This is a genomic window from Cloacibacterium sp. DMC96, assembly GCF_056313765.1.
Genome location: NZ_JBQUZQ010000001.1, coordinates 1,267,121 through 1,291,465, shown reverse-complemented (window position 1 = coordinate 1,291,465; position 24,345 = coordinate 1,267,121). Strand labels below are relative to the sequence as shown.

The window sequence follows — 24,345 nt, the reverse complement described above, 5'->3', positions numbered from 1 at the left end:
TTTTACTATTCATAAAAAAATCCTTATTTTTACGAAACTTACAAAAAGTAAAAATAATACCTAAAATTTTTATGAACACACAGCAATTTGTGAACCGTCACATCAACTTCAATGAAGCTGATAAGAACGCTATGTTACAAAAAATTGGCGTTTCTTCTGTAGAAGAATTAATTTCTCAAACTATTCCAGATGCAATCCGATTAGAAAATGAATTAGATATTTCTGCTCCTTTATCTGAGTACGAAATGCTTCAGCATTCTAAAGAGTTGGCTGCTAAAAATCTAGATTATGATACTTACATTGGTTTTGGTTATCATAACAGTATTTTGCCAAGTGTTATCCAGAGAAATATTTTAGAAAATCCTAGTTGGTACACCGCTTATACACCTTATCAAGCAGAAATTGCACAAGGTAGATTAGAAGCGTTATTGAATTACCAAACATTAATTACCAATCTTACTGGTTTTCATTTAGCGAATGCTTCTCTATTAGATGAGGGAACTGCAGCTTCTGAAGCCATGAGTATGTTCTTTTCAAACAGAACGAAAGACCAGAAAAAAGCAGAAGCAAATAAGTTTTTTGTTTCTGATTTGGTTTTACCTCAAACTATTGCGGTTCTTAAAACCAAAGCTGATGGTTTAGGAATAGATATAGTTGTTGGTAATCATGAAAATTTTGAGCTTAATGCAGAATTTTTCGGAGCTATTTTACAATATCCGGGTAAAAATGGTGTTGTGATTGATTATACTCAATTAATTTCAAATTATAAAGCATTAAATCTTCAAGTAGTAGTGGCTTGTGATCCGCTTGCTTTAGTGAAATTAAAATCACCTGCAGAAATGGGAGCTGATTGTGCAGTGGGAACTACGCAGAGATTTGGTATTCCATTAGGTTATGGTGGTCCTCACGCTGCATTTTTTGCTTGTAAAGGAGAATATAAACGTGATATTCCGGGAAGAATTATTGGGGTAACTCAAGATGCATACGGAAAACGCGCTTTGAGAATGGCTTTGCAAACCAGAGAACAACACATTAAACGTGAAAAAGCGACTTCTAATATTTGTACAGCTCAAGTTTTATTGGCGGTAATGGCTTCTATGTATGCTGTTTATCACGGTAAAGCTGGTTTAGAATATATTGCAGACCAAATTCATTATAAAACCAATGCTCTAAGAGATGCGCTATCTGTTTTAGGATATGATACGGTGAAAGAGCCAGTTTTTGATACGGTTAAAATCAGTATGTCTGAAGAAGAAAAAGATAAGTTAAAGAGATTAATGCTTGATCATAAAATCAATTTAAATTATTTTACTGAAGGTTTTGTAAGTATTTCTATCAATGAAACTACAACTACTGAAAAAATTGATAAAGTAGTGGCTGCTTTTGCACAATTCAAGCAAAAACAAGGTTTCAAATTAGAACCAAAAGCCGTTTCTACACTTCCAGAAAATTTATTGAGAAAAGACGAAATTTTAAAAGAAGAAGTTTTTAATAAATATCATACAGAGACAGAATTGATGCGTTACATTAAGCGTCTCGAAAGAAAAGATTTATCACTCACGCATTCTATGATTTCTCTAGGTTCTTGTACCATGAAACTGAATGCAGCTACAGAAATGATTCCGCTTTCTTGGGAACATTGGGGTGCTATTCATCCTTTTGTGCCAGTTAATCAAGCTGATGGTTATCAGAAATTAATCAAAACTTTAGAAAAAGATTTGGCTACGATTACTGGTTTTGCTGCAACTTCACTTCAGCCAAATTCTGGAGCTCAAGGTGAATATTCTGGTTTGATGGTGATTAGAGCGTATCAAAAATCTATCGGTCAAGGTCATAGAAATATTTGTTTAATTCCTCAATCTGCTCACGGAACTAATCCTGCTTCTGCGGTGATTGCTGGTCTTAAAGTAGTTGTTGTAAAAAATCTAGAAGATGGACAAATAGATTTCGAAGATTTAAAAGCTAAAGTTGAAGAGCATAAAGATAATTTATCTGCTTTCATGATTACGTATCCATCTACTTATGGTTTCTTTGATGATAACGTAAAAGAAATTACAGATTTAATCCATGAAAATGGTGGTCAAGTTTATATGGATGGTGCAAATATGAATGCTCAAGTTGGCTTCACTTCACCAGGAAATATCGGTGCAGATGTTTGTCACTTGAATCTTCACAAAACTTTTGCAATTCCTCATGGTGGAGGTGGACCAGGAGTTGGACCAATTTGTGTAGCTAAACATTTAGTGCCTTTCTTGCCTCAAAATCCTAATATTCCAACAGGTGGAAGTCAAGGAATAGATGCTATTTCTTCTGCACCTTATGGTTCTGCATTGGTTCTTAATATTTCTTATGCTTATATTAAAATGCTTGGAGCGGTTGGTTTGAGAAATTCTACAGAATTTGCAATCATCAACGCAAATTATTTAAAAGAAGTTTTAGCAGAGCATTTCCCAATTTTATATGCGAATAAAAAAGGCAGAGTAGCTCACGAATGTATCGTAGATTTCCGTCAGTTTAAACCACTAGGAATTGAGGTAGCAGATGTTGCAAAACGTTTGATGGATTATGGTTTCCATGCTCCTACGGTTTCTTTCCCGGTTGCAGGAACATTGATGATTGAGCCTACAGAATCAGAATCTAAAGCAGAATTAGACAGATTCGCTGAAGCTTTAATTGCTATCAAAGCAGAAATTGAAGAAATTGCAGAAGGAAAAGCAGATGCTCATAATAATGTATTAAAAAATGCTCCGCATACAGAACAAGTGGTGATTTCAGATGCTTGGGATAAACCATATTCTCGTGAAAAAGCAGCTTATCCGCTAGAATGGGTGAGAGAACATAAGTTCTTCGCTTCTGTGTCTAGAGTAGATGAAGCTTTCGGAGATAGAAATTTGGTTTGTACTTGTGAGCCAATAGAAAGCTACATGTAAGATAAACGTAAATTTTACAGATATTTTAAATCGCTAAATTCATTTTTAGCGATTTTTTTGTTTCTAGATGTCTTGTTTTGTAAAATGTTCATAATCAATGGTTTTATGTTAAAGTGTTAATGGCAAAACAAATAAAAACTGTCAAATAAGATTATTTTAACAATAAATTATCTTTTAATTATTTAAAAATAAAGATAAAAAATCTTTTATTTGAACTTTATTTGTATATTTGCACTCTTAAACTATTTATTTAAATGGAATTTATCATTAGAAAAACAACCGCTGATGATTTTTGTTTTGCAGACGAGATTGTAAAAGAAATGGAAGAGTCTGCCAAAATTAGAGGAACAGGTATTGCCAAAAGATCTCCAGAATACATTAAAGAGAAGATGGAAAAAGGCGATGCGGTTATCGCAATCACGCACAATGGAATTTGGGCAGGATTCTGCTATATCGAAACATGGACCAATGGTGACTATGCTTCTAATTCGGGATTGATTGTTTCGCCAAGGTATAGAAATATCGGTTTAGCAAGTAGAATAAAAGAATCTGTGTTTAATGTGACTAGAGAAAAATATCCAAACGCTAAATTATTTGGGATTACGACAGGTTTAGCGGTAATGAAAATTAATTCAAGATTGGGTTATCATCCAGTTCCTTTTTCGGAACTTACTCAAGATGATCAGTTTTGGGATGGTTGCCAAAGTTGTGTCAATTATTCTATTTTACAAAGCAAAGGCAGAAAAAATTGTCTCTGCACAGGAATGTTATTCGTTCCACCCAAAGAAAAAAATAAAAGAGATTTAAGTTACTATATGCAAAATTATTAATAGAGATGAAAAAAGTTGTTTTAGCATTTAGCGGAGGTTTAGATACATCTTTTTGCGCAGTTTATTTGCAGCAAGATTTAGGCTACGAAGTTCATGCAGTTACGGTAAATACAGGTGGTTTTAATGAAGAGGAAGTCAAAAAATTAGAGCAGAAAGCAATTTTGCTAGGTGCTAAAACTTTTACATGTCTAGATGTTGTGAAAGAATATTATGATTTTTGCATTCAGTATCTGGTCTTCGGAAATGTTTTAAAAAATAATACCTATCCGCTTTCTGTAAGTGCAGAACGTACCATTCAGGCAAAATCATTGGCAGAATATGCACTTAAAATCGGTGCAACAGCCATCGCTCACGGAAGTACAGGCGCTGGAAACGACCAAGTTCGTTTTGATGGAATTTTTAATATAGTTTGTCCGCAGATGGAAATCATCACACCGATTCGTGATTTGAAACTTTCTCGTGAGGCGGAAATAGAATATTTAACGAACAAAGGATTTTCAGGAGATTATACCAAGTCGGTGTATTCTATCAATCAAGGACTTTGGGGAACTTCGGTTGGCGGAAAAGAAACGCTCACTTCTCATAGCAATTTGCCAGAAGAAGCCTATCCTTCTCAATTAAAGAAGCAAAATCCTGAAAAATTGACTTTAGAATTCGAAAAAGGACATTTAATTAAAATTAATGACCAAAAATTTTCTCATCCTTCCGAAGCGATTGTTAAATTGAATGAAATTGCTTCAGAATTTGCCATTGGTAGAGATACTCACGTTGGTGATACGATTATTGGGATTAAAGGCAGAGTAGGTTTCGAAGCAGCGGGTGCTATTTTAACGTTAAAGGCGCATCATTTGCTTGAAAAACATGTACTTTCTAAATATCAATTGATGATTAAATCTCAAATGGCAGATTGGTACGGAACTTGGCTTCACGAAGCACTTTTCTTAGATCCTGTGATGAGAGATATTGAAAAATTAATGGAAAATTCTCAGCAAAAAGTTACAGGTAAAGTATTTATTACGCTTCTTCCTTATCGTTTTGAATTGAACGGAATTGAATCTAAATATGATTTAATGACTTCTAAATTCGGAAGTTATGGAGAAATGAATAAATCTTGGAGCGGTGAAGACGTGAAAGGTTTTTCAAAAATTTACACCAATTATTTGTCGATTTATCATCAAGTAAACGCGGAAAACAATGATTAAAGCAGGAATTATTGGTGGTACTGGTTACACAGGTGGCGAACTGATTCGTTTGTTGCTCAATCATCCGAATGCAGAACTTTCGTTTGTAACGAGCTATTCTAACGTGGGCAAAAAAGTAACCGATTTGCACCAAGATTTAATCGGAGAAATCGATTTAGAATTTATTGATAATTCTACCGATGCAGATGTTCTTTTTCTGGCTTTACCTCATAAAGAAAGTAAAATTTGGTTCGAAAATAATAACGTTGGAAACGCCGTTGTCATAGATTTAGGAAACGATTTCAGAATTGGAGAAACCTATCAAGGAAATTCTTTCGTTTATGGACTTCCAGAACTGAATTCGGCTCAATTGAAAGGTGCAAAACTCATTGCCAATCCTGGTTGTTTTGCCACTGCAATTCAGTTGGGAATTATCCCGATTCTTCAGAATGAAGAAGTTTCAGAAATTTATACCACAGGAATTACTGGTGCAACTGGTGCGGGAAAATCACTTTCTGAAACCACGCATTTCAGTTGGAGACAAAATAATATTTCGGCGTATAAGACTTTAACGCATCAACATTTAGGCGAGATAAATTTTCAATTAAAAGACTTGAGTAAAGTGCCATTTTCTGTACAATTTGTTCCATGGAGAGGAGATTTTGCAAGAGGAATTTTTGTGAGTTCTACATTTAAAACTTCATTTTCTTTAGAAGAATTATTTGAACTCTATGAAAATTTCTACGAAGGACAAATGTTCACTACGGTTTCCAGAAAAGAAATTAATCTAAAACAAGTAGTCAATACCAATAAGTGCCTAATTAATATTGAAAAAAATGGAGATTTTGCAGTGGTTCATTCTGCCATAGATAATCTCTTGAAAGGCGCTTCAGGACAAGCTATTCACAATATGAATATATCTTTCGGGTTTCCCGAAAATGCAGGTTTGAAACTCAAATCTATCGCTTTTTAGCAATAAAAAGTAAAAATGAAAGGTACTTTGTCAAAGCTCTTATAATTTAAAATTAATCTTTGACAAAGTTTTTAAAAATTGTAAATCAAACATCGTAAATCATAAATAAAAATGAAACTTTTTGATGTATATCCTTTAATAGACGTTACTCCTGCAAAAGCAGAAGGAAGCTATTTTTGGGACGAAAACGGAACGGAATATCTAGATTTATATGGCGGTCACGCTGTGATTTCCATCGGTCATTCTCATCCAACTTATGTAAAATACATTACAGAACAACTCAATAATATCGGTTTTTATTCCAATTATGTGAAAATTCCGATTCAAAATCAAGTAGCTGAACAATTGACCAAGTTGTCTGGTTATGACGATTATACCCTTTTCCTTTGCAATTCTGGTGCTGAAGCCAATGAAAATGCCATAAAATTGGCTTCTTTTCACACCGGAAAAAAGAAAATTATTTATTTTTCAGGAGCTTTTCATGGAAGAACTGCGGCTGCAGTTGCTTGTACAGACAATCCGAAAATTGTAGCACCAGTCAATCAATCTGAGAATTTCGTAAAACTTCCATTCAATGATTTGGAAGCTTTAGAAAATGAATTCAAAATCAATTCAGATATTGCTGGAGTAATTATAGAAGGAATTCAAGGGGTTGGTGGTGTTCAGATTCCTACCACAGCATTTTTACAGAAAATTCAACAATTGTGTAATGAAAATGATGCAGTTTTCATTGCAGACGAAATTCAATCTGGTTTCGGAAGAAGCGGTAAATTTTTCGCTCATCAACACTATGGTGTAACTCCTGATATTATTTCGATGGCAAAAGGAATGGGAAATGGTTTTCCTGTTGCGGGGATTTTAATTTCTCCGAAATTTAAAGCTTCCTACGGTTTACTCGGAACTACTTTTGGAGGTAATTTCTTAGCTTGTGCTGCTACCAAAGCGGTTTTAGATGTTATTGAAAAAGAAAATCTATTGCAAAATGCTCAAGAAGTTGGAGATTACTTGGTTTCTTTGCTTCAAAATCAAAAAAATATCAAAGAAATTCGTTATCAAGGTTTAATGATTGGGATTGATTTGGCTTTTCCTTGCAACGAAGTAAGAAATAGATTGGTTAAAGAATATAAAATGTTGACAGGTAATGCTTCTACACCAAATACTTTGAGAGTTTTACCTGCTTTAAATGTGAAAAAAGAAGATGTGAAAAAATTCGCAGATGCTTTAATTCAAATTTTAAACGAATATTAAAATTTAAGATTGACGATTTAGGATTTAGGATTTACGATTTACAATTTTTGGATATTAAATTTCATTAAATCTGTGAAAATCTGTGTAATCTGTGGGAAATACAAATAATAAAATGAAACAGTTTCTATCTATAAACGACGTAGAAAATCTTGAAAACCTAATTCAAGACGCTCTAGAATACAAAAAAAATCCTTTGAAGGACGAACATTTGGCTAAAGGAAAAACCTTAGGCTTAATCTTTATGAATTCTAGTCTCAGAACAAGGATGAGTACTCAAAAAGCGGCTGAAAATTTAGGTTTTAAAGTGATGACTTTCAATGCTGGACACGATTTTTGGGCTTGGGAAACTGAAGATGGAGCTGTGATGAATGGTACTACAGTTGAACACATAAAAGATGCGGCTACAGTTATCGGACAATATTGTGATGTTGTGGCAATCAGATGTTTTGCGGATTTAAAAAATAAAAAATCAGACACCGAAGAAAAGATTTTAACGCTTTTCCAAAAGTATCTCAATAAATCATTGATTTCTATGGAAGCTGCTACCAGACATCCTTTGCAGAGTTTGGCAGATACCATTACCATAAAAGAACAATGGAAAGAAGCCAGAAAACCGAAAGTGGTTTTAACTTGGGGACCTCACATTAAGCCAATTCCACACGCTGTTGCCAATTCTTTTGCAGAATGGATGAATGCACAAGATGTAGAGTTTGTGATTACGCATCCTGAAGGTTTAGATTTAGACCCAGCTTTTGTTGGCGATGCTCAAGTGACTAATAATCAAGAAGAAGCATTAAAAGATGCTGATTTTGTTTATATTAAAAACTGGAGTTCATTTAATGATTACGGAAAAGTAGCAGAAGGTTATGATGATTGGATGCTTACGGAAGAAAAAATGAAAATCACCAATAACGGAAGACCAATGCATTGTTTGCCAGTTCGTAGAAATGTAGAAGTAAGTGATGAAGTTTTGGATTCTAAACAATCATTGATTTTTGAGCAATCATACAATAGATTATTTGCTGCACAAGCAGTTTTGAAAAATATACTTTAAACAAATAAGCACTCAACCACAAAAAAGTTATTGATGAAACAAGAACTATACATCATCAAAATTGGTGGAAACGTAATAGATCATCCAGAAAAATTAGAAGCTTTCTTGAAGGATTTTTCTGCAATTCAAAAACCGAAAATTCTAGTTCACGGTGGTGGAAAATTAGCCACCAAACTAGCCGAAAAATTAGAAATTCAACAGGAGTTTTTTGAAGGAAGAAGAATTACTAATCAGGAGACCAGAGATGTTGCAGTGATGGTTTATGCAGGTTTAATCAATAAAAATATTGTGGCTACTTTGCAAAAAAACGGACTGAACTCTATTGGTTTTTCTGGAGCTGATGCCAATCTTATTCAAGCGCACAAAAGACCCGTGAAAAAGGTAGATTTTGGATGGGTAGGAGATATAGAAACAGAAAAAATCAATGCTTCATTTTTAGAAAAAGTAATTTCTGAAAATATTTGTCCGGTTTTTTGTGCCATTACACACGATGGAAACGGTAATTTACTCAATACCAATGCAGATACCATTGCATCGAGTTTAGCAGTGGCTTTATCCACACATTTTGAAGTAAATTTGGCGTATTGTTTTGAAAAAAATGGAGTTTTAGAGCATGTAGAAGATGAAAATTCAGTCATTGCTAAAATAACGCCAGAAACTTACATTCAACTCAAAGAAAAAAATATTGTGAATGACGGAATGATTCCTAAAATAGATAATGCTTTTGCAGCAATAGAAAAAGGAGTAAAATCTGTATTCATTGTAAAAGAAACTTTTTTAAAAAAACTCATTAACGAAAACGATAGAACGAGTGGAACAGAAATCACCCAATAATTTTTTAGAACTTGGCGATAATGCAGTAGAATTGCTCAAACAGCTAATCTCAATTCCTTCTTTCAGCAAAGAAGAAGATAAAACGGCTGATTTAATCGAGAAATATCTTCAAGAAAAAGGGGTAAAAACGAATCGTCAACAAAACAATGTCTGGGCTTTCAACCAAAATTTTTCTCCCGAAAAACCAGCGATTTTACTCAATTCTCATCACGATACGGTAAGACCCAATTCTGGTTACACTTTAGATCCATTTACACCGATTGTAAAAGATGGTAAACTTTACGGTTTGGGTAGTAATGATGCTGGTGGAGCCTTGGTTTCTTTAATGGCAACTTTTCTTTATTTTTATAATGCAGATGATTTAAAATACAATATCATTTACGCAGCAACTGCAGAAGAAGAAAATTCTGGTTTAGATGGAGTAGAATCTGTACTTCCACATTTTGGAAATTTAGAATTTGCGATTGTGGGTGAACCAACAGAAATGCAGATGGCGATTGCTGAAAAAGGCTTAATGGTGGTAGATTGCGAGGCTTCGGGAACTTCTTCTCACGCAGCGCATCCTAATGATGATAACGCCATTTACAACGCAATTAAGGATATAGAATGGATTAAAAATTATCAGTTTCCCAAAAAATCTGATGCTTTAGGTGACGTGAAAATGACGGTTAGCGTTATCAATGCAGGGAGATTACACAACATGGTACCTAATACTTGCAGTTTTACTATAGATGTAAGAACTACAGACCAATATACCAATCATGAAGTTTTAGAAATTATTCAACAAAATATAAAAAGTAAGGCAGTAGCAAGAGGATTTAGATTGAATTCCTCTTCTATTTCTGTGGAGCATCCTATTGTGAAAGCAGGTTTAGAATTGGGCAGGACTACTTATGGTTCGCCTACTACTTCAGATCAAGCGGTAATTCCTTATCCATCACTTAAAATGGGGCCGGGTTTGTCGGCGCGTTCGCACAGCAGTGACGAGTTTATTTATGTAGATGAAATTTATGAAGGCATAAAAATTTACATTCAATTATTATCAAAAATTGTATTTTAAAATGAGCAAAAAACTTTGGCAAAAAAATAATTTATCTGAAAATCAGCATGCTGCTTTGGTAGAAAAATTTACCATTGGTAGAGATGCTGAATTTGATTTGCAACTCGCAAAATACGATGTTTTGGGAAACAAAGCACACGTGAAAATGCTTGCAACCATCGGTTTGATTGAAGAATCTGAATTGCCAAAAATCTTAGAAGAATTAGATCAAATTGCTGCTCAGATAGAAGAAGGAAATTTCATCATCGAAGAAGGAATAGAAGATGTGCATTCTCAGATAGAATTTCAATTGACAAAGAAATTGGGTGATATTGGCAAGAAAATTCACTCTGCGCGTTCTAGAAATGATCAAGTTTTGGTGGATATTAAACTCTTCCTCAAAAACGAAATTCTAGAAATTAAAGATTTGGTGAAAAATCTTTTCCAGACTTTGCAAAAATTGAGTAACGAACATCAAGATAAACTCATTCCCGGTTATACACATTTTCAAATTGCGATGCCTTCCTCTTTTGGACTGTGGTTTGGAGCTTATGCGGAAGCATTGATTGATGATTTAGAAATGCTTTTGGCGGCATATAAAATCACCAATAAAAATCCTTTAGGTTCTGGCGCTGGTTATGGTTCTTCGTTCCCGATTAATCGTACTTTAACTACAGAATTACTGGAATTTGAAACGCTGAATTACAACGTGGTTTACGCACAGATGACACGCGGAAAATCTGAAAAAACTTTGGCAACAGCTATTGCTGCTATTGCGCATACTTTGAGCAAATTAGCGTATGATGTGTGTTTGTATATGAATCAGAATTTCGGATTTATCACATTTCCAGATACTTTCACTACGGGAAGCAGTATTATGCCACACAAAAAAAATCCAGATATTTTTGAATTAATTCGTGGGAAATGTAATATTTTGCAAGGTGTTCCTACAGAATTAACATTGTTGACCAATAATTTACCTTCTGGTTATCACCGAGAAATGCAATTGACCAAAGAAGTGCTTTTCCCTGCAATTAATACCATCAAAGATTGTCTTTACATCACAGAATATACTTTGAATCACATTCAAATAAAAGATAATATTTTGAAAGATGAAAAGTATCAATACCTTTTCAGTGTGGAGAATGTAAATGATTTGGTTTTGAATGGAGTTTCGTTCCGAGATGCTTATGTGCAAGTTGGTCAAAGTATTGAAAATCAAAATTTTGAACCGAATAAAAACTTAAAACATACGCACGAAGGAAGCATCGGAAATCTTTGCAACGAAGAAATTAAAGAAGAATTCTCAAAAGTTTTTGAGAAATTTAAATAGGATGGAGTGGAATAATTGAATTAAAAAAGCTTTAAACTGAATGGTTTAAAGCTTATTTTTTTTAGACGAATTTTTCTCATTTTCCATATCCAGTTGATGTTCTTTTTCTAAGAGTTTATAAGTGTTTTCTCTTTTGATTTCGTTCAGAACAATACTGCTGTGATATTGGTAAATATTTGGAGTATTAGCTAATACGTTGGTAATGAAATTGTTATAGGTGTCAATGTTATTGGTGGCGATTTTCAGCATATAATCATAAGTTCCAGACAAACTAAGCACTTCTTGAACTTCATCATACTGTCTAATTTCTTGCTCAAATTCATCTAGCGATTGCTTCGATTGATTTCTAATCGTCACGTTACAATAAGCCACTAAATCGATGCCTATTTTCTTACGATTGAGAATGGCTGCATATTTTTCTATAAAACCATTTTTTTCTAAATACTTAATTCTGTCGTAAGTTGGGGTAAAAGATAAGCCAATTTTCTCTCCGATTTCTTTTACCGAATAGTTAGAATTTCTTTGAAGTAAATCTAATATTTGTAAATCTTTTTGATCTAAATTTTGACTCATTAGCTTTATTTATAGTGGTTCAGAAACAAATATACACTAAATTTTTTAATTTTTTTAACAGAATTCTTCCTCATTGAAGTAAAACTTTAGCTTGAAAACATTTTCAGAAATTTTATTTTACTCTTTCTTCACATTATGTAAAATATTTTCTAATAAGTCAATTTGGGTTTTCTGAATTTCGAGTAAATCTTGTTGATAATGAATAATTAAATGGTCTATTTTTTCGTGTAATTCTCTGATTTCTAGTTCACTTTTTAGATTGATTTTGTAATCTTTTTTTGCGCGTTCTCTATCTTTTTCTTCTTGTCGGTTTTGGCTCATCATAATCACAGGAGCTTGAATTGCCGCAATACAAGAAAGTATTAAGTTTAATAAAATAAAAGGATAAGGATCAAAACCATGATTAGAAAGCCAAAAAACATTCAGCAAAATCCAAACGACTAAAAAGCTCATGAAAAAGATAATAAAACCCCAACTTCCCCCGAATTCTGCTACTTTATCTGCCAATTTTTGACCGAAAGTAATTTCTTGCTCATCTTCTTCCACTTCTGTAGAAATCATGGTGTTTTTAGAAACAGATTGAATGACTTGTTTCTCTACTTCTGTTAGGTTTCCTAATTTTTTATTGAGAAATTCAGAAATATATTTTTCTCGGTATTCGTTCATTTCTTCAATGCTCAAAAAACAATTTTTAGAAAAATTAGGATGCGTTTTATTGATGAAATGAAGCAGAGATTGTCTGAGATTTTTAGCGGAAACCTTTTCGTTTTCGGGAAATTCTTTCCCAGATAAATCACTTCTGAAAGTACTCATATTGATTAAATTTTATGAAGTTTTAAATTTGATTAAACGCCAAAATAGAGATTCGTTTTTTTAGAAATTTTCCATTTTCCATTGATAAATTCTGCGCTAATGTTTCCTGAACCTTTTTGATCAGCATAATCTATATCATAAGTATTAGGATAGAATTTATTTTCAGAAATTTTGCTGTATTTTACACTGAAAAAATGGTCTAAAACATCTTCTTTAATAGGAATTTGTTCTTCGGTGTTATAAAAAAGAAATTTTCTGTTTTTGGGGTTGATTTGATTGAAATAATCACAGTCGGTCAAGACTTCTGTGAAACTGTAATGCGTTTTTGGCGAACTTTCATCTACGATGGCTTCGTACATTGCAGAGAATTTAGAAGAAACAGATGCGTATCGAGGATTAGCATCTTCGAAATCATTGAGTCCATCATCATCACTATCTTTTTGGGTTGGATTTAAACCAATAAATTGTTCAAACAAGTCATTGTAACCATCTTGGTCACTATCTTTTTTAATTTCAGCAAGTGGAATAGAAAATTCTACATCATCTTTTATCACTTCATATTTTGGCAAAATAGGAAAAGACGAAAGTCGAGTAACTTTCACGATGCTTCCGCTTAAATGAATTGCATTCTCAGTTAAAAATGTGAAATTGGGTGCATTAAAATCATAATTCACAAAAGCATTTTGGGTAAGTCCGAGAAAATAAGGTTTCGCTTTTTGATTTCCAGATTTTTCGATGAGCCAAAGTCCGTATTTGTTTTTGGCGAGTGCAAATTCTCTATTTCTTGCTAAATATTCAAATTCAGGAAGTTCTTCATAAAACTTTTTGAAATAGATTTTATATTCATTGGTTTTTAAATACTCTTGTTGTTTTTTTATTTCAATTTCATTGTGTTTTAGAACATTTTCAAAGCTGTTTTTGTGTTCATTGGTTACAAAATGAATATGTTTTGGGAAATTCTGTAAAATATCTTCTTTTGATGGTTCTACATATTGCTTTTTGGGAGTTTCTTTACCCACTTTTAAAATTTGGAAACAATTCTCTTCAATAGATTTCTGATTGAAAGTTTCTGGTTTTTTGTCGCAAGAAATAATCGCTACCAAGAATAAAAAATTTAAAAATTTCATAGCTAAATTTTTAGATATTAAATTTAAGACTTATTTTTGAATTAGATTATGATTCTAAACACAATTTTTACCAATCAGAGAACCGGAAACCACGTTCAGAACATTGTTTCACGTACAGATTTCCAGAGAGATTTTGACCGAATTATCTTTTCTTCGGCATTCAGAAGATTACAAAATAAAACTCAGGTTTTCCCGCTTCCAGGAAGTGTTTTCGTGCACAATCGTCTCACGCATTCGCTAGAAGTTTCTTCTGTGGGAAGAAGTTTGGGGAGTCTTGCTGGCGAATTTATCGTTCAAAATTTTGAAAACGAACTCACCGAAGATTCTAAAAATTTCTATCTCTATAATCTCAATAATGTGATTGCAGCGGCTTGTCTTTGTCATGACATTGGGAATCCTGCATTCGGACATTCTGGTGAAGATGCAATTGCTAGTTTTTTTGAAAAGAATGAATCAGAATTAAAGCCAAAATTCACAGAAAAAGAATGGGCAGATTTGGTAAATTTCGAAGGAAATGCTAATGCTATCAGAATTCTTACGCACAAACAAACAGGTAAAGACGAAGGCGGAACTCAACTTACCTATACTACTTTGGCAAGTATTGCCAAATATCCTTGCGAAGCGATTGCTAAGAAAAAAGGTCACGTTAATCGTAAGAAATTTGGGTTTTTCCAAAGTGAAAAACAGACTTTTCTGAATATTGCGAATGCTACCAAAATGATGGTGGAAAGTGAAGAACCTGCGATTTTTAAACGTCATCCTTTTGTTTGGCTGGTAGAAGCAGCAGACGATATTTGTTATAACATTATCGACATGGAAGATGCGCACCGATTGGGAATTATTTCTACTGCTGACTGCGAAAATCTTTTCATGGATTTGATACAGTCTGTCAATGAAAAAGACGCCAAAAGAAGTGCAGAGAAATTGCTTTTATTTTCGAATAAAAACGAGAGAATTTCTTATTTGAGAGCCAAAGTGATTAATGCACTCATCAATAAATCTACAGAATTATATCAACAACATTTCTCTGAAATTATAGACGGAACTTTAAATAAAGCTTTGCTAGATATTTTTAAATCTGAGAGTGAATCTTTTCAAGAAGTGGAACGTTTTTCTATCGAAAAAATATATGGTCACAGAAGTGTGGTAGAAATAGAAAATGCTGGTTACAACGTAATGTATGAGCTTTTGAATCATTTTATTCCGCCAATTATTAAAGAAAAATCAGAGCGTAAAGGTTTTGAGAAAAAAGCATTACAATTAATCCCTTCACAATTTATCTATGAAGATGGAACGGTTTATGAGAAAGTTCTCGGAGTCCTGGATTTCGTTTCTGGCATGACAGATAATTTCGCTACAGATTTGTATAGAAAAATCAAAGGAATTGATATAGGAATGACGATGTAATTTTTCAAGAGCCAATTAAAAAGAGCCAGGAAAGAATTGTTAATAATGAATTCTCCAAGTTTTACAAATCAGCAACTTCACGATTTCACGACTTCACGACTTTACAATTTCACGTGTTTAGAAATATTTCGTAACTTTAAAGAACATTTCAAGACTTATTAGAAAATTTTTAAAAACAATAAACTATGGAAGTATTAGGCGTTTTAGTCTTTTTGGGACTCGTTATTTTATTCGCTTCTTTTTTCACTGTAAAACAAGAAACAGCGGCAATTGTAGAGCGTTTTGGTAAATTTCAATCGGTAAGACAATCTGGTCTTCATCTTAAAATTCCTTTTGTAGACCAAATTGCAAAAAGAATGAATCTTAGAATTCAGCAGTTAGACGTAATGATTGACACCAAAACTTTGGATAATGTTTTTCTTAAAATGAAAGTTTCTGTGCAGTATCAAGTGATTAGAAATCAAGTTGGTGATGCTTATTATCGTTTAGAAAATCCTCAAGATCAAATTACATCTTATGTTTTTGACGTAGTAAGAGCCGAAGTTCCTAAACTGAAATTAGACGATGTTTTCGTGAAAAAAGATGATATCGCAATTGCAGTGAAAGGTGAGTTGCAAGAAGCGATGCAATCTTATGGTTATGACATTATTAAAGCATTGGTGACAGATATTGACCCAGATGAACAGGTGAAACACGCCATGAACAGAATTAATGCTGCTGAACGTGAAAAAACAGCTGCAGAATATGAATCTGAAGCGCAAAGAATTAGAATTGTAGCTGTAGCGAAAGCAGAAGCTGAATCTAAAAAATTACAAGGTCAAGGTATTGCAGACCAACGAAGAGAAATTGCAAAAGGTTTAGAAGAATCAGTAAGAATGCTGAATAACGTGAATATCGGTTCTCAAGAAGCATCTGCGTTAATCGTAGTGACACAGCATTATGATACGCTACATTCTGTAGGTGCAAACAATAGAAGTAACTTGGTTCTATTGCCTAATTCTCCTACTGCTGCAAGTAATATGCTTAACGATATGATGGTAGCCATGACTGCGGCTAATAAATTAGAACAAGCAGATCAAGGTAAAATGCCACCTCCACCAAAACAACATAATCATTAATTTTATTTACTGAAATTCAGTTAATTATATAAAAACCTTCAAAAATCATTTGAAGGTTTTTTGCATAATAAAGAGATATTTTTATCTTTGAAAAAACTAATATTCATGAGGAAACTCTATTTTCTATCTTTTTTATTTTTATTATTTCTTAGTTCTTGTGGTGCAGTTATCAATGAAAGCATCTCAAAAACTTATTCTTACTTACCAATAGATGCTAAAATCGCTATTTTAGATGTTAAGCATAATGTTCCTGGAAATGCAGAGAAATTAGGATTTATTTCCTTTGGAGATAGTGGTTTTTCTACCGACTGTGATTACTATTCTAATCTTTCCAAAGCGAGAAAAAGAGCAAGAGAAATAGGAGCCAATATTGTAAAAATAAATCAGGTAACTGAACCTTCTATTGTTTCATCATGCTATAGAATGAATATTTCTTTTTATAAATATGATGGAGATACTTCTCAACTTCCACAAATCAGTCTTCAACAAAACTAAATAATAAATTTTTAAATCAAAATCTATGAAAAAAACGATTCTTGCTTTATCAATGGCTTCTGCTTTGATGATGACAAGCTGTGCAACAATTGTATCAGGAACTACTCAAAAAGTGAGCTTTAATTCTACTCCTGCTAATGCATCTATTTTTATTAATGAAGTAGAAGTAGGAAAAACACCTTTCCAAACTAAATTAGAAAGAAATAAAGATCACAATGTTGTAATTAAATTAGAAGGTTTTAAACCTTACGAAACCAAATTAACAAGAAAATTTAATGCTTGGTATCTTGGAAATATTATTTTCGGTGGAATAATCGGAGTTATTATTGACCCAATTACTGGAGCAATCTATCAATTATCACCAAGTGAAGTTAATGCACAATTAGAGCAAGGAACAGCTTTTAATAAAAGCAAAGGTGGTGAAGTATACATCGCTGTATCATTAGAAAAAGATGCTAATTGGAAAAAAGTTGGCCAATTAGAAAAACTATAAAATCTTATTCGAAAAAAAGCGGCTCAAATTTTTGAGCCGCTTTTTTTATTCTATATTCTCAGGATTTAAATTACTATTTTTCTTTCCGTAGAAGAAATAGATTCCTAATCCTATGATAAACCATAATCCGAACCAAAACCAGTTATTGTGCGTCATTCCTGTTAATAAATACAGACAAGAAGTTAAACCTAATAATGGTATTAGAGAAAGGTTTTTGAGATAAGACAACACCACTAACACTAAATTAATAATCAAGAAAATGATTATAGAAAGCCTAAATTCACCTTCATGCTCATCTGTAATGTTCCATAAATTTTGAAAAAACTCTGGCTGCCAAAAATAGAAACCAACTAATCCACCAATAAATAATATAGGGAAAATGTATTTGGAATTGATATATGGCAAATGAAATCTGCCTTTTATTTTTTCTTTTTGTGGCATCAATAAAATTCCTCCATTCACCAATACAAATGCGAAAATAGTCCCGATGCTGGTAAAATCTAAAATAAAGGTTTTATCCGTAAATAAAATTGGTAAACCAACAGCAACTCCTGTAATAATAGTAGCGAAACTTGGTGTTTTATATTTTGGGTGAATTTCTGCAAATTTTTTCGGCATTAATCCATCTCTACTCATGCTCATCCAAATTCTTGGTTGTCCCATTTGGAAAACCAACAAAACCGTAGTAATCGCTACAATAGCAGTAACAGAAACCACAAATTCCATCCAAGGAATGTTGGCGTTTTGAGGAGCGAAAATAAAAGATAATGGATCGCCGATTCCTTCAAATTTTCTGTAATCTACAATTCCTGTTAATACTAATGTCAAAACAATATAAATTGCTGTACTCAAAACCAAAGAAATAATCATTCCTTTTGGTAAAGTTTTTTCAGGATTTTTGGTTTCTTCAGAAAGTACGCTCAATGCATCAAAACCAATGTAAGCAAAGAAAACACCAGCTACAGCACTCATGACTCCTGTAAAACCATTAGGCATAAAAGATTTTACACCTTCATTGTTCGTAGGAACCCAGTTTTCTGCATTGAGATAAAAAACACCTACAGCAATAATTAAAAATATCACCGCTAACTTTAAGATAACCAATAAGTTATTGAAATTTCTACTTTCTTTAATCCCGATATAAACCAACCAAGTGATTAAAGCATTGATAATCAGAGCAGGAATATCTACGATAAATTTAATTCCAGCAATAATTGGAGCATATTTCCATGCGTTTACGAGTTCTATATTTTGTGAACCTGCCATAAATGCTTTTTTGGCTTCTGTATAACTGGTCGTCAAATAATCTGGAATTCCAAAGCCTAATCTTTCTACAAAAGACGTAAAATAATCACTCCAAGAAAAAGCGACATAAATATTTCCAAAGGAATATTCCATAATCAGCGCCCAACCAATAATCCAAGCGATTAACTCGCCGAAACTGGCATAAGCATAAGTATATGCACTTCCTGCAGTAGGAATTCTACTCGCAAATTCCGCATAAGACATAGCCGTAAAAGCACATGCAATAGCACAAATAATATAGAGGGAAATTACACCTGGTCCGCCTCGGAAAATAGCCTCGCCTAAACTACTGAAACTCCCAGCTCCAATAATGGCAGCTAAACCAAAAAATACAATGTCCCAAGTACCGAGAGCTCTAATCAATTCAGATTTATGCTCTTTTCCAGTGTAATGTTTTCTTCTGAAAAGTTGATTCATTCTTGATTTTTAAAATTACAAAGTAACAAATGTAATTAAAAATCTGAAAAATGTAGATTTATTTGTCTTTTTTATCTCTCTTTTTAGATAAAAAATTTGAATCTTCATCCTTAAAAAACTTGCTTCTACAATAAGTTTTCTGTATTTTCGTTCTAATTATTACAATTCTAATTCATCAAAAATAATGAATCAAAGAAATAAAATTTTATTGCTATCGGCCATTTCATTATCTGGTCTTTCGATGGCTCAACAATCACAATTTTTCGCAGACAAAGAACAATATCGTTTTAACCTTGCCGAAAATCTTTACCAAAATAAAATCTACGCTGCTTCACAATACGAATTTTCTAGACAGTATTTTTTTAACCAAAATTTAGAAAATTCTAAGAAAGAAACTGCTCGTTTTTTTAGCAATGTTATCGGAGTAATTCTGGCTCAGAATCATGCAGAAGACGGTCTTGATGCATTTATCAAAGATTATCCTAAATCTGCACTTTTTGCTCAGGCGAATTTGCCTTTAGCGGATTATTATTTGGCTAAAAAGGATTTTCCTAAGGCTTTGGAAACGCTTCAAAAAGTCAATCAATATCAATTAGACAAGCAAGAAAATACACAGTATATTTTGAAATTGGGTTATGCCAAATTCATGACGGGCGATTCTAATGGTGCGATTGATGCATTGGAAGAAGCGTATAAAAATGCCGAAGAAAAAGGTGATATTGCGTATATGCTCGGACATTTATATTACGCCAACCAACAAAACGATAAGGCTTTTCAGTTTTTCGATGAAATTAAAAATAATGAAAAGTACGCCAAGTTGGTAAAACCGTATTATGTACAATTGTATTTTAATGAAAAGGACTATGAAAAAGCCATTGTAGAAGGAAATGATTTGCTCCAAGAAGACATTTCCTCGGCTTATAAAGCAGAAGTTCACAAAATTATTGGCGAAAGTTATTTCATGCAAAAACAATATGCAGAAGCTTATCCTCATTTAAAAGAGTATTTGCAAACCCAACAAAACCCTTCGGAAAGTGATTTGTATGAAATGGGATTTGTAGCAGCAAATCTTCAAAAATTTGACGAGGCAATTTCATATTACAATCAGTTGGTGAATTCTAATTCTGCGTTTTCCCAAAATGCTTATTATCAGCTAGGAAATGCATATTTAGAAGTAGGGAAGAAGCAAGAAGCTTTGTCGGCGTTTCGTTCTGCGAAAGACATGACTTATGATAAAAATGTCTCAAAATTAGCACACGAACAATACGCAAAACTGAGTTACGATATTGGAAATCCGTTTGAAAGTCCACAAATTGCCATCAAATCTTACCTAGAAAAATATGGTTATTCTAAAGAATTAGAACAACTTTTGGTGAAATCTTACTTGTATTCTGGCGATTATAAAGGCACGATAAAAGCCATCGAAGAGCTCTCTGGGATAGATGCTCAAACCGAAAAAATCTATCAAGAAGTTTTGTTTTTGTATGGAACTGAACTCTTCAATAAAGGCGAACTGGATGCTGCAGAACAGAATTTCAAGAAAAGTTTAAAATATAACCTCAATAAAACTTTCAATTTAAGAGCGCAATATTGGTTAGCGCAAACCTATTACCAAAAAGGAGATTATGCCACTGCAATTTATGGTTTTGAAAAACTCTACAGAAATGTAGAAGAGTTTCCAGAAAAGCAACAATTGAGCTATGATTTGGGTTATGCTTATTTCAAATCTAAAAATTTCACAAAGGCTAAAGAATATTTCAAAGAATATCTTAAAAATCCCAAACCAGAGTTTAAATCTGATGCAGAATTGCGTTTAGCAGATACTTATTACGCAGGTAATGAATTGAATGAAGCGATTGCAATCTACAATCAAACAGAAGGTACCAATGATTACACCCAGTTCCAAAAAGCAATGGCAATCGGTTTTAAAGGCGATACAGAAGCTAAAATTGTTGAATTGAAGAAATTAATCTCCAATTATAAAAATTCTGAATATCAAGACGATGCATATTATGAATTGGGAACTTCTTATGCTTCGATTGACCAATATCAAAATTCAAGTGATGCGTTTTCGCAAGTGATAAAATTAAGCGCTGATAAAGACTTGGTTGCCAATGCAGAAATCTACAGAGCACAGAATTACGAAGACTTAAACCAACCAGAAAAAGCTTTAGCAGAGCTGAAAGCTCTCGGAAATAAATATAAAAATACGGCGTATGCAGAAAAAATTGTAGCCGCAGCCAAACCGATATATCTGAAAAATGGAGACGCCTCTGGTTACGAATATTTTGCTAAGAACTTGGACGTAAATATTGCTCAAACAGATTTAGACGAAATTAATCTTTCTCTTGCGCAATCGCAGTTTGCGAAGAAAGAATACGCAAAAGCCATTCCTAATTATGAGAAGTTTTTAACCCAAAATCCAACTGGCGAAAAGTTCTATCAAGCACAATATGAATTGGGCGAAAGTTATTATCAAACCAAGAATTTTACGAAAGCCAAATTGGTTTTAGGGGAAATTGCGAATGCCCAAAATGATTATCAGGAAGATGCTCAAGTAAGAATTGCTCAGATTTTATTGAGTGAAAACAATAGTTCTGAAGCGAAAATTTATTTGGAAAATCTCGCCAACTCATCGAATGTGACGATTAAAAATTTCGCGAGTATAGAATTGATGAAGATTTATGCAGAAGAAAAGAATTTTTCACAAGCAGAAAAATTTGCGAATGAAGTCTTGAAATATTCTAAAAACTCAGCAGCAGTTTTAGAACAGGCGAAGGTAATTAAAGCGAGAAGTTTGATGAATCAAGGCAAAGATAAAGATGCGCAAACCGCTTATGCTGCGTTAGAAAAATCTGCAAATACAGAAGTAGCTGCAGAAGCACTTTACGCAAAAGCGTTTTATCAAAATAAAGGAAAAGCCTTCAAATCTTCCAACGAAACCATTTTTAAACTCGCTAATAATTACGCTTCAGAAGAATTTTGGGGCGCAAAAGCTTTAGTGTTGATGGCGAGAAATTATTTGGCACTAAAAGACAATTATCAAGCAAGTTATACTTGTGATCAAATCATAGAAAACTATCAGGATTTCCCAGAAATTGTTTCAGAAGCAAGGGAAGTGAAAAGTCAAATTAGATAATTTGGTAATTGTTGGATGATGGATGATGGATGTTGAAAGGAAATTTGTAAAAATTTGCTCCGTAGGAGTAAAAGGTTTGTAGAAATAATTTTGTAATATTAAAAAAAGCTCTGTAGGAGCGAAACAAAAAAATCAATAGAGGCGGGCTTTAGCCCGTCTTGTAAAGAATAAAAACCATTGGCTTTAGCCAAAACCTAAAAAACAACTCGAATCTCGTAACACGTAACTCGAAGAAAATGAACAAAAACATAAAAATATTATCTCTTGTTTTAGTAGGAATTTCTCAGTTTTCTTTGGCTCAAATCAAAGAAGAAAGATTGATTCTCGATAGAAAACGTGAACCTGAAGTGAAGAAAATTGAGAAGAAAAAAACTTCAGTAGAAACAGAGAAAAATTATCCTCCAAAAGAAAAAGAGCAGGAACCTGTGGAATACAAAATTACCAATGTTCCGATGATTTCAGATTTTAAAACGTCTACGATTGAAGGAGAAGATATTTCACCGAAATTCAATACAGACAGCCAGAGAAATTATTTTCAGGTAGGTTATGGCAATTATTCTAAATTTCTGGCAGACGGAAATATTTCTCATCAGTTAGACAAAAATACAGAAGTGGGAATAGACGTTCATGGAATCACTACGAATGGTTTAGAAAAAGAATACGACTGGAGTTCTAAGCAAAGTGATTTTAATGTGGCGGCGTTCATTACCTCGAATACAGAAAAGGGAAAAGCCAATATCACCGCAGATTTTGGGAATCATAACTACAATTATTATGGTATTTACACCTTGAAACCAGCTGCTGATATAGATTTGAAGCAAAGTTACAATGAGCTGGAAATCAATGGATATTATGATTTTTTCAAAAACAATTGGATTAATGACATCAGATTTAAGTCGTACATTTTAGCAGACCATTTCGATGCGAAAGAAAATTCTGGAGAAGCTCAAATCAACTTTTCGAAGTACGATTTGCCACTTTTTTCGGCGCAAGACATGAAAATTAATGCAGATTTGGGCGTGAAATTATCCACTCAAACATCAACTTTTGAATTGCTGAACCAAAACGAATCACAATATTTGCTTTTTGCCTTGACTCCGAAAGTTTCTTTCTACAAAGGAAATTCTTATTTAGCAATTGGTTCAGATTTTTCTTTCATTAATGGAAAAAATGCTGATAAAAACACACCAGAAGCGAAAACCAACAATTTCAGATGGTTTCCTTTTGCAGAAGTGTTGTATGAAGCTACAGAACAGTATAAATTCTATGCAGGAATAGATGGTGGTGTAAAAATGAATTCCTATTCGAGTTTATTGCAAGAAAATCCGTTTTTGGTATCAGATGTTGTGCTGAAACCTACAGAGACCAAATATCACTTCTATCTTGGTTTAAAAGGAGATGTAGACCAAACCTTTAAATATGATGTAAATGCAGGTTTTAGCGAACTTAGAAATGCACAGTTTTTCAAAGCCAATAATTTGTTTGATTTTAATTACACGCTTAATCGTTCTGCTTATAATTTTGCGAATACTTTCTCGGCGATTTATGATGACGGAACATTGAGCGAAGTGAAAGGAAGTGTACAATATTTCCCGTTGCAGAATTTGGTTTTAGATGCAGAACTTCACTTCATGAACTTTAAATTAGACCATCTCAATGAGGTGTATTATAAACCAGTGGTTCAAACCACAATTGGCGCGAAATATTCATTATTGGACAGAAAGTTAAATCTCGGTTTCAAAGGGATTTTTGTGTCAGAAAGGTCTACTAATTCTTTCAGTGTAGTGACTACATTTCCTGAGTTTTCAATTCAAGAAAAAACCAAAGAATCTTTACCTTCTTACTTAGATGTAAACCTCAATGCTGATTATAAAATCAATAAAAATTTCACCGTTTTTGTAATGGGGAATAACTTATTGAACAAAAAATACGAGCATTATTTAGGTTACAAAGTTCTTGGAGCACAAGTTTTGGGCGGTTTGAGAATTGCTTTTTAAAGGGAAACCATTATTTTTGCAATCTAAAATCTAAAATTA

19 protein-coding genes are annotated in these 24,345 nt (G+C 33.2%); 15 read left to right on the top strand and 4 right to left on the bottom strand.

Translation table 11 applies throughout. The annotated features are described in order from the left end of the window. The first annotated feature begins 71 nt into the window (after positions 1–71). The 9 genes from gcvP (at position 72) to argH (ending at position 11,422) form a co-directional block, all read left to right on the top strand. The gene (gcvP, locus tag ACT53I_RS05740; protein WP_476078839.1) at positions 72–2,930 is read left to right on the top strand and encodes an aminomethyl-transferring glycine dehydrogenase; all 2,859 of its coding nucleotides are present in this window, start codon (positions 72–74) and stop codon (positions 2,928–2,930) included. A 254-nt stretch (positions 2,931–3,184) separates the two neighbouring features. Beyond that, positions 3,185–3,760, top strand: coding sequence for a GNAT family N-acetyltransferase (locus ACT53I_RS05735; RefSeq protein WP_274779031.1), 576 nt, complete (start codon positions 3,185–3,187; stop codon positions 3,758–3,760). A 5-nt stretch (positions 3,761–3,765) separates the two neighbouring features. Beyond that, positions 3,766–4,962 carry an argininosuccinate synthase gene (gene argG, locus ACT53I_RS05730; protein ID WP_476078838.1) on the top strand — a complete coding sequence of 399 codons (1,197 nt, stop codon included), beginning with the start codon at positions 3,766–3,768 and terminating at the stop codon, positions 4,960–4,962. Further along, complete coding sequence (gene argC, locus ACT53I_RS05725) at positions 4,955–5,914, top strand: N-acetyl-gamma-glutamyl-phosphate reductase (protein WP_476078837.1); 960 nt, start codon at positions 4,955–4,957, stop codon at positions 5,912–5,914. The genes argG and argC overlap by 8 nt, the downstream gene beginning before the upstream one ends. Before the next feature lie 111 nt (positions 5,915–6,025). Beyond that, on the top strand, positions 6,026–7,162 hold the full coding sequence (locus ACT53I_RS05720; protein ID WP_476078836.1) for an aspartate aminotransferase family protein: 1,137 nt from the start codon (positions 6,026–6,028) through the stop codon (positions 7,160–7,162). A gap of 112 nt (positions 7,163–7,274) precedes the next feature. Beyond that, positions 7,275–8,216, top strand: coding sequence for a Rossmann-fold NAD(P)-binding domain-containing protein (locus tag ACT53I_RS05715; RefSeq protein ID WP_476078835.1), 942 nt, complete (start codon positions 7,275–7,277; stop codon positions 8,214–8,216). Positions 8,217–8,249: 33 nt separating this feature from the next. Beyond that, the gene (gene argB, locus ACT53I_RS05710; RefSeq protein ID WP_476078834.1) at positions 8,250–9,050 is read left to right on the top strand and encodes an acetylglutamate kinase; all 801 of its coding nucleotides are present in this window, start codon (positions 8,250–8,252) and stop codon (positions 9,048–9,050) included. Further along, a complete protein-coding gene (locus ACT53I_RS05705; RefSeq protein ID WP_476078833.1) occupies positions 9,028–10,110 on the top strand; it encodes a M20 family metallo-hydrolase in 1,083 nt (360 codons plus the stop codon). Before argB ends, ACT53I_RS05705 begins: the two co-directional genes overlap by 23 nt. 1 nt (position 10,111) lies before the next feature. Next, positions 10,112–11,422, top strand: a complete 1,311-nt coding sequence (gene argH, locus ACT53I_RS05700; protein WP_476078832.1) for an argininosuccinate lyase — start codon at positions 10,112–10,114, stop codon at positions 11,420–11,422. A gap of 45 nt (positions 11,423–11,467) precedes the next feature. Here argH and ACT53I_RS05695 read toward each other — a convergent pair whose 3' ends face one another. The 3 genes from ACT53I_RS05695 to ACT53I_RS05685 form a co-directional block, all read right to left on the bottom strand. Beyond that, on the bottom strand, positions 11,468–11,995 hold the full coding sequence (locus tag ACT53I_RS05695) for an Lrp/AsnC family transcriptional regulator (RefSeq protein WP_069796819.1): 528 nt from the start codon (positions 11,993–11,995) through the stop codon (positions 11,468–11,470). 117 nt (positions 11,996–12,112) lie between these two features. Next, positions 12,113–12,808 carry a DUF1003 domain-containing protein gene (locus tag ACT53I_RS05690; RefSeq protein WP_476078831.1) on the bottom strand — a complete coding sequence of 232 codons (696 nt, stop codon included), beginning with the start codon at positions 12,806–12,808 and terminating at the stop codon, positions 12,113–12,115. Between the two features lie 32 nt (positions 12,809–12,840). After that, positions 12,841–13,935, bottom strand: coding sequence for a hypothetical protein (locus ACT53I_RS05685; RefSeq protein ID WP_476078830.1), 1,095 nt, complete (start codon positions 13,933–13,935; stop codon positions 12,841–12,843). Between the two features lie 48 nt (positions 13,936–13,983). On the opposite strand from ACT53I_RS05685, the gene dgt reads away from it, so the two are divergent. The 4 genes from dgt to ACT53I_RS05665 all read left to right on the top strand — a co-directional run bounded on the left by dgt (position 13,984) and on the right by ACT53I_RS05665 (position 17,448). Beyond that, positions 13,984–15,342 (top strand): dGTP triphosphohydrolase, encoded by a 1,359-nt coding sequence (gene dgt, locus ACT53I_RS05680; protein ID WP_409619380.1) that lies wholly within the window; start codon positions 13,984–13,986, stop codon positions 15,340–15,342. Positions 15,343–15,527: 185 nt separating this feature from the next. Next, the gene (locus tag ACT53I_RS05675; protein ID WP_104792629.1) at positions 15,528–16,460 is read left to right on the top strand and encodes an SPFH domain-containing protein; all 933 of its coding nucleotides are present in this window, start codon (positions 15,528–15,530) and stop codon (positions 16,458–16,460) included. Positions 16,461–16,565: 105 nt separating this feature from the next. Further along, positions 16,566–16,955, top strand: coding sequence for a hypothetical protein (locus tag ACT53I_RS05670; RefSeq protein WP_476078829.1), 390 nt, complete (start codon positions 16,566–16,568; stop codon positions 16,953–16,955). 25 nt (positions 16,956–16,980) lie between these two features. Then, positions 16,981–17,448, top strand: coding sequence for a PEGA domain-containing protein (locus tag ACT53I_RS05665; RefSeq protein ID WP_476078828.1), 468 nt, complete (start codon positions 16,981–16,983; stop codon positions 17,446–17,448). A 45-nt stretch (positions 17,449–17,493) separates the two neighbouring features. On the opposite strand, the gene ACT53I_RS05660 is transcribed toward ACT53I_RS05665, so the two are convergent. Next, positions 17,494–19,170 (bottom strand): APC family permease, encoded by a 1,677-nt coding sequence (locus ACT53I_RS05660; RefSeq protein WP_476078827.1) that lies wholly within the window; start codon positions 19,168–19,170, stop codon positions 17,494–17,496. 184 nt (positions 19,171–19,354) lie between these two features. On the opposite strand from ACT53I_RS05660, the gene ACT53I_RS05655 reads away from it, so the two are divergent. Continuing rightward, the gene (locus ACT53I_RS05655; RefSeq protein ID WP_476078826.1) at positions 19,355–22,309 is read left to right on the top strand and encodes a tetratricopeptide repeat protein; all 2,955 of its coding nucleotides are present in this window, start codon (positions 19,355–19,357) and stop codon (positions 22,307–22,309) included. Between the two features lie 236 nt (positions 22,310–22,545). Next, positions 22,546–24,306, top strand: a complete 1,761-nt coding sequence (locus ACT53I_RS05650) for a TonB-dependent receptor (protein WP_476078825.1) — start codon at positions 22,546–22,548, stop codon at positions 24,304–24,306. The last annotated feature ends 39 nt before the right edge of the window (positions 24,307–24,345 follow it).

Coding starts and splice junctions, on each gene's coding strand:
- gcvP (WP_476078839.1), top strand. CDS start 72: ATGAACACACAGCAATTTGTGAACCGTCACATCAACTTCAATGAAGCT.
- argG (WP_476078838.1), top strand. CDS start 3,766: ATGAAAAAAGTTGTTTTAGCATTTAGCGGAGGTTTAGATACATCTTTT.
- dgt (WP_409619380.1), top strand. CDS start 13,984: ATGATTCTAAACACAATTTTTACCAATCAGAGAACCGGAAACCACGTT.
- ACT53I_RS05665 (WP_476078828.1), top strand. CDS start 16,981: ATGAAAAAAACGATTCTTGCTTTATCAATGGCTTCTGCTTTGATGATG.
- ACT53I_RS05690 (WP_476078831.1), bottom strand. CDS start 12,808: ATGAGTACTTTCAGAAGTGATTTATCTGGGAAAGAATTTCCCGAAAAC.
- ACT53I_RS05675 (WP_104792629.1), top strand. CDS start 15,528: ATGGAAGTATTAGGCGTTTTAGTCTTTTTGGGACTCGTTATTTTATTC.
- ACT53I_RS05670 (WP_476078829.1), top strand. CDS start 16,566: ATGAGGAAACTCTATTTTCTATCTTTTTTATTTTTATTATTTCTTAGT.
- ACT53I_RS05735 (WP_274779031.1), top strand. CDS start 3,185: ATGGAATTTATCATTAGAAAAACAACCGCTGATGATTTTTGTTTTGCA.
- ACT53I_RS05660 (WP_476078827.1), bottom strand. CDS start 19,170: ATGAATCAACTTTTCAGAAGAAAACATTACACTGGAAAAGAGCATAAA.
- ACT53I_RS05655 (WP_476078826.1), top strand. CDS start 19,355: ATGAATCAAAGAAATAAAATTTTATTGCTATCGGCCATTTCATTATCT.
- ACT53I_RS05650 (WP_476078825.1), top strand. CDS start 22,546: ATGAACAAAAACATAAAAATATTATCTCTTGTTTTAGTAGGAATTTCT.
- ACT53I_RS05715 (WP_476078835.1), top strand. CDS start 7,275: ATGAAACAGTTTCTATCTATAAACGACGTAGAAAATCTTGAAAACCTA.
- ACT53I_RS05695 (WP_069796819.1), bottom strand. CDS start 11,995: ATGAGTCAAAATTTAGATCAAAAAGATTTACAAATATTAGATTTACTT.
- argH (WP_476078832.1), top strand. CDS start 10,112: ATGAGCAAAAAACTTTGGCAAAAAAATAATTTATCTGAAAATCAGCAT.
- argB (WP_476078834.1), top strand. CDS start 8,250: ATGAAACAAGAACTATACATCATCAAAATTGGTGGAAACGTAATAGAT.
- ACT53I_RS05720 (WP_476078836.1), top strand. CDS start 6,026: ATGAAACTTTTTGATGTATATCCTTTAATAGACGTTACTCCTGCAAAA.
- argC (WP_476078837.1), top strand. CDS start 4,955: ATGATTAAAGCAGGAATTATTGGTGGTACTGGTTACACAGGTGGCGAA.
- ACT53I_RS05685 (WP_476078830.1), bottom strand. CDS start 13,935: ATGAAATTTTTAAATTTTTTATTCTTGGTAGCGATTATTTCTTGCGAC.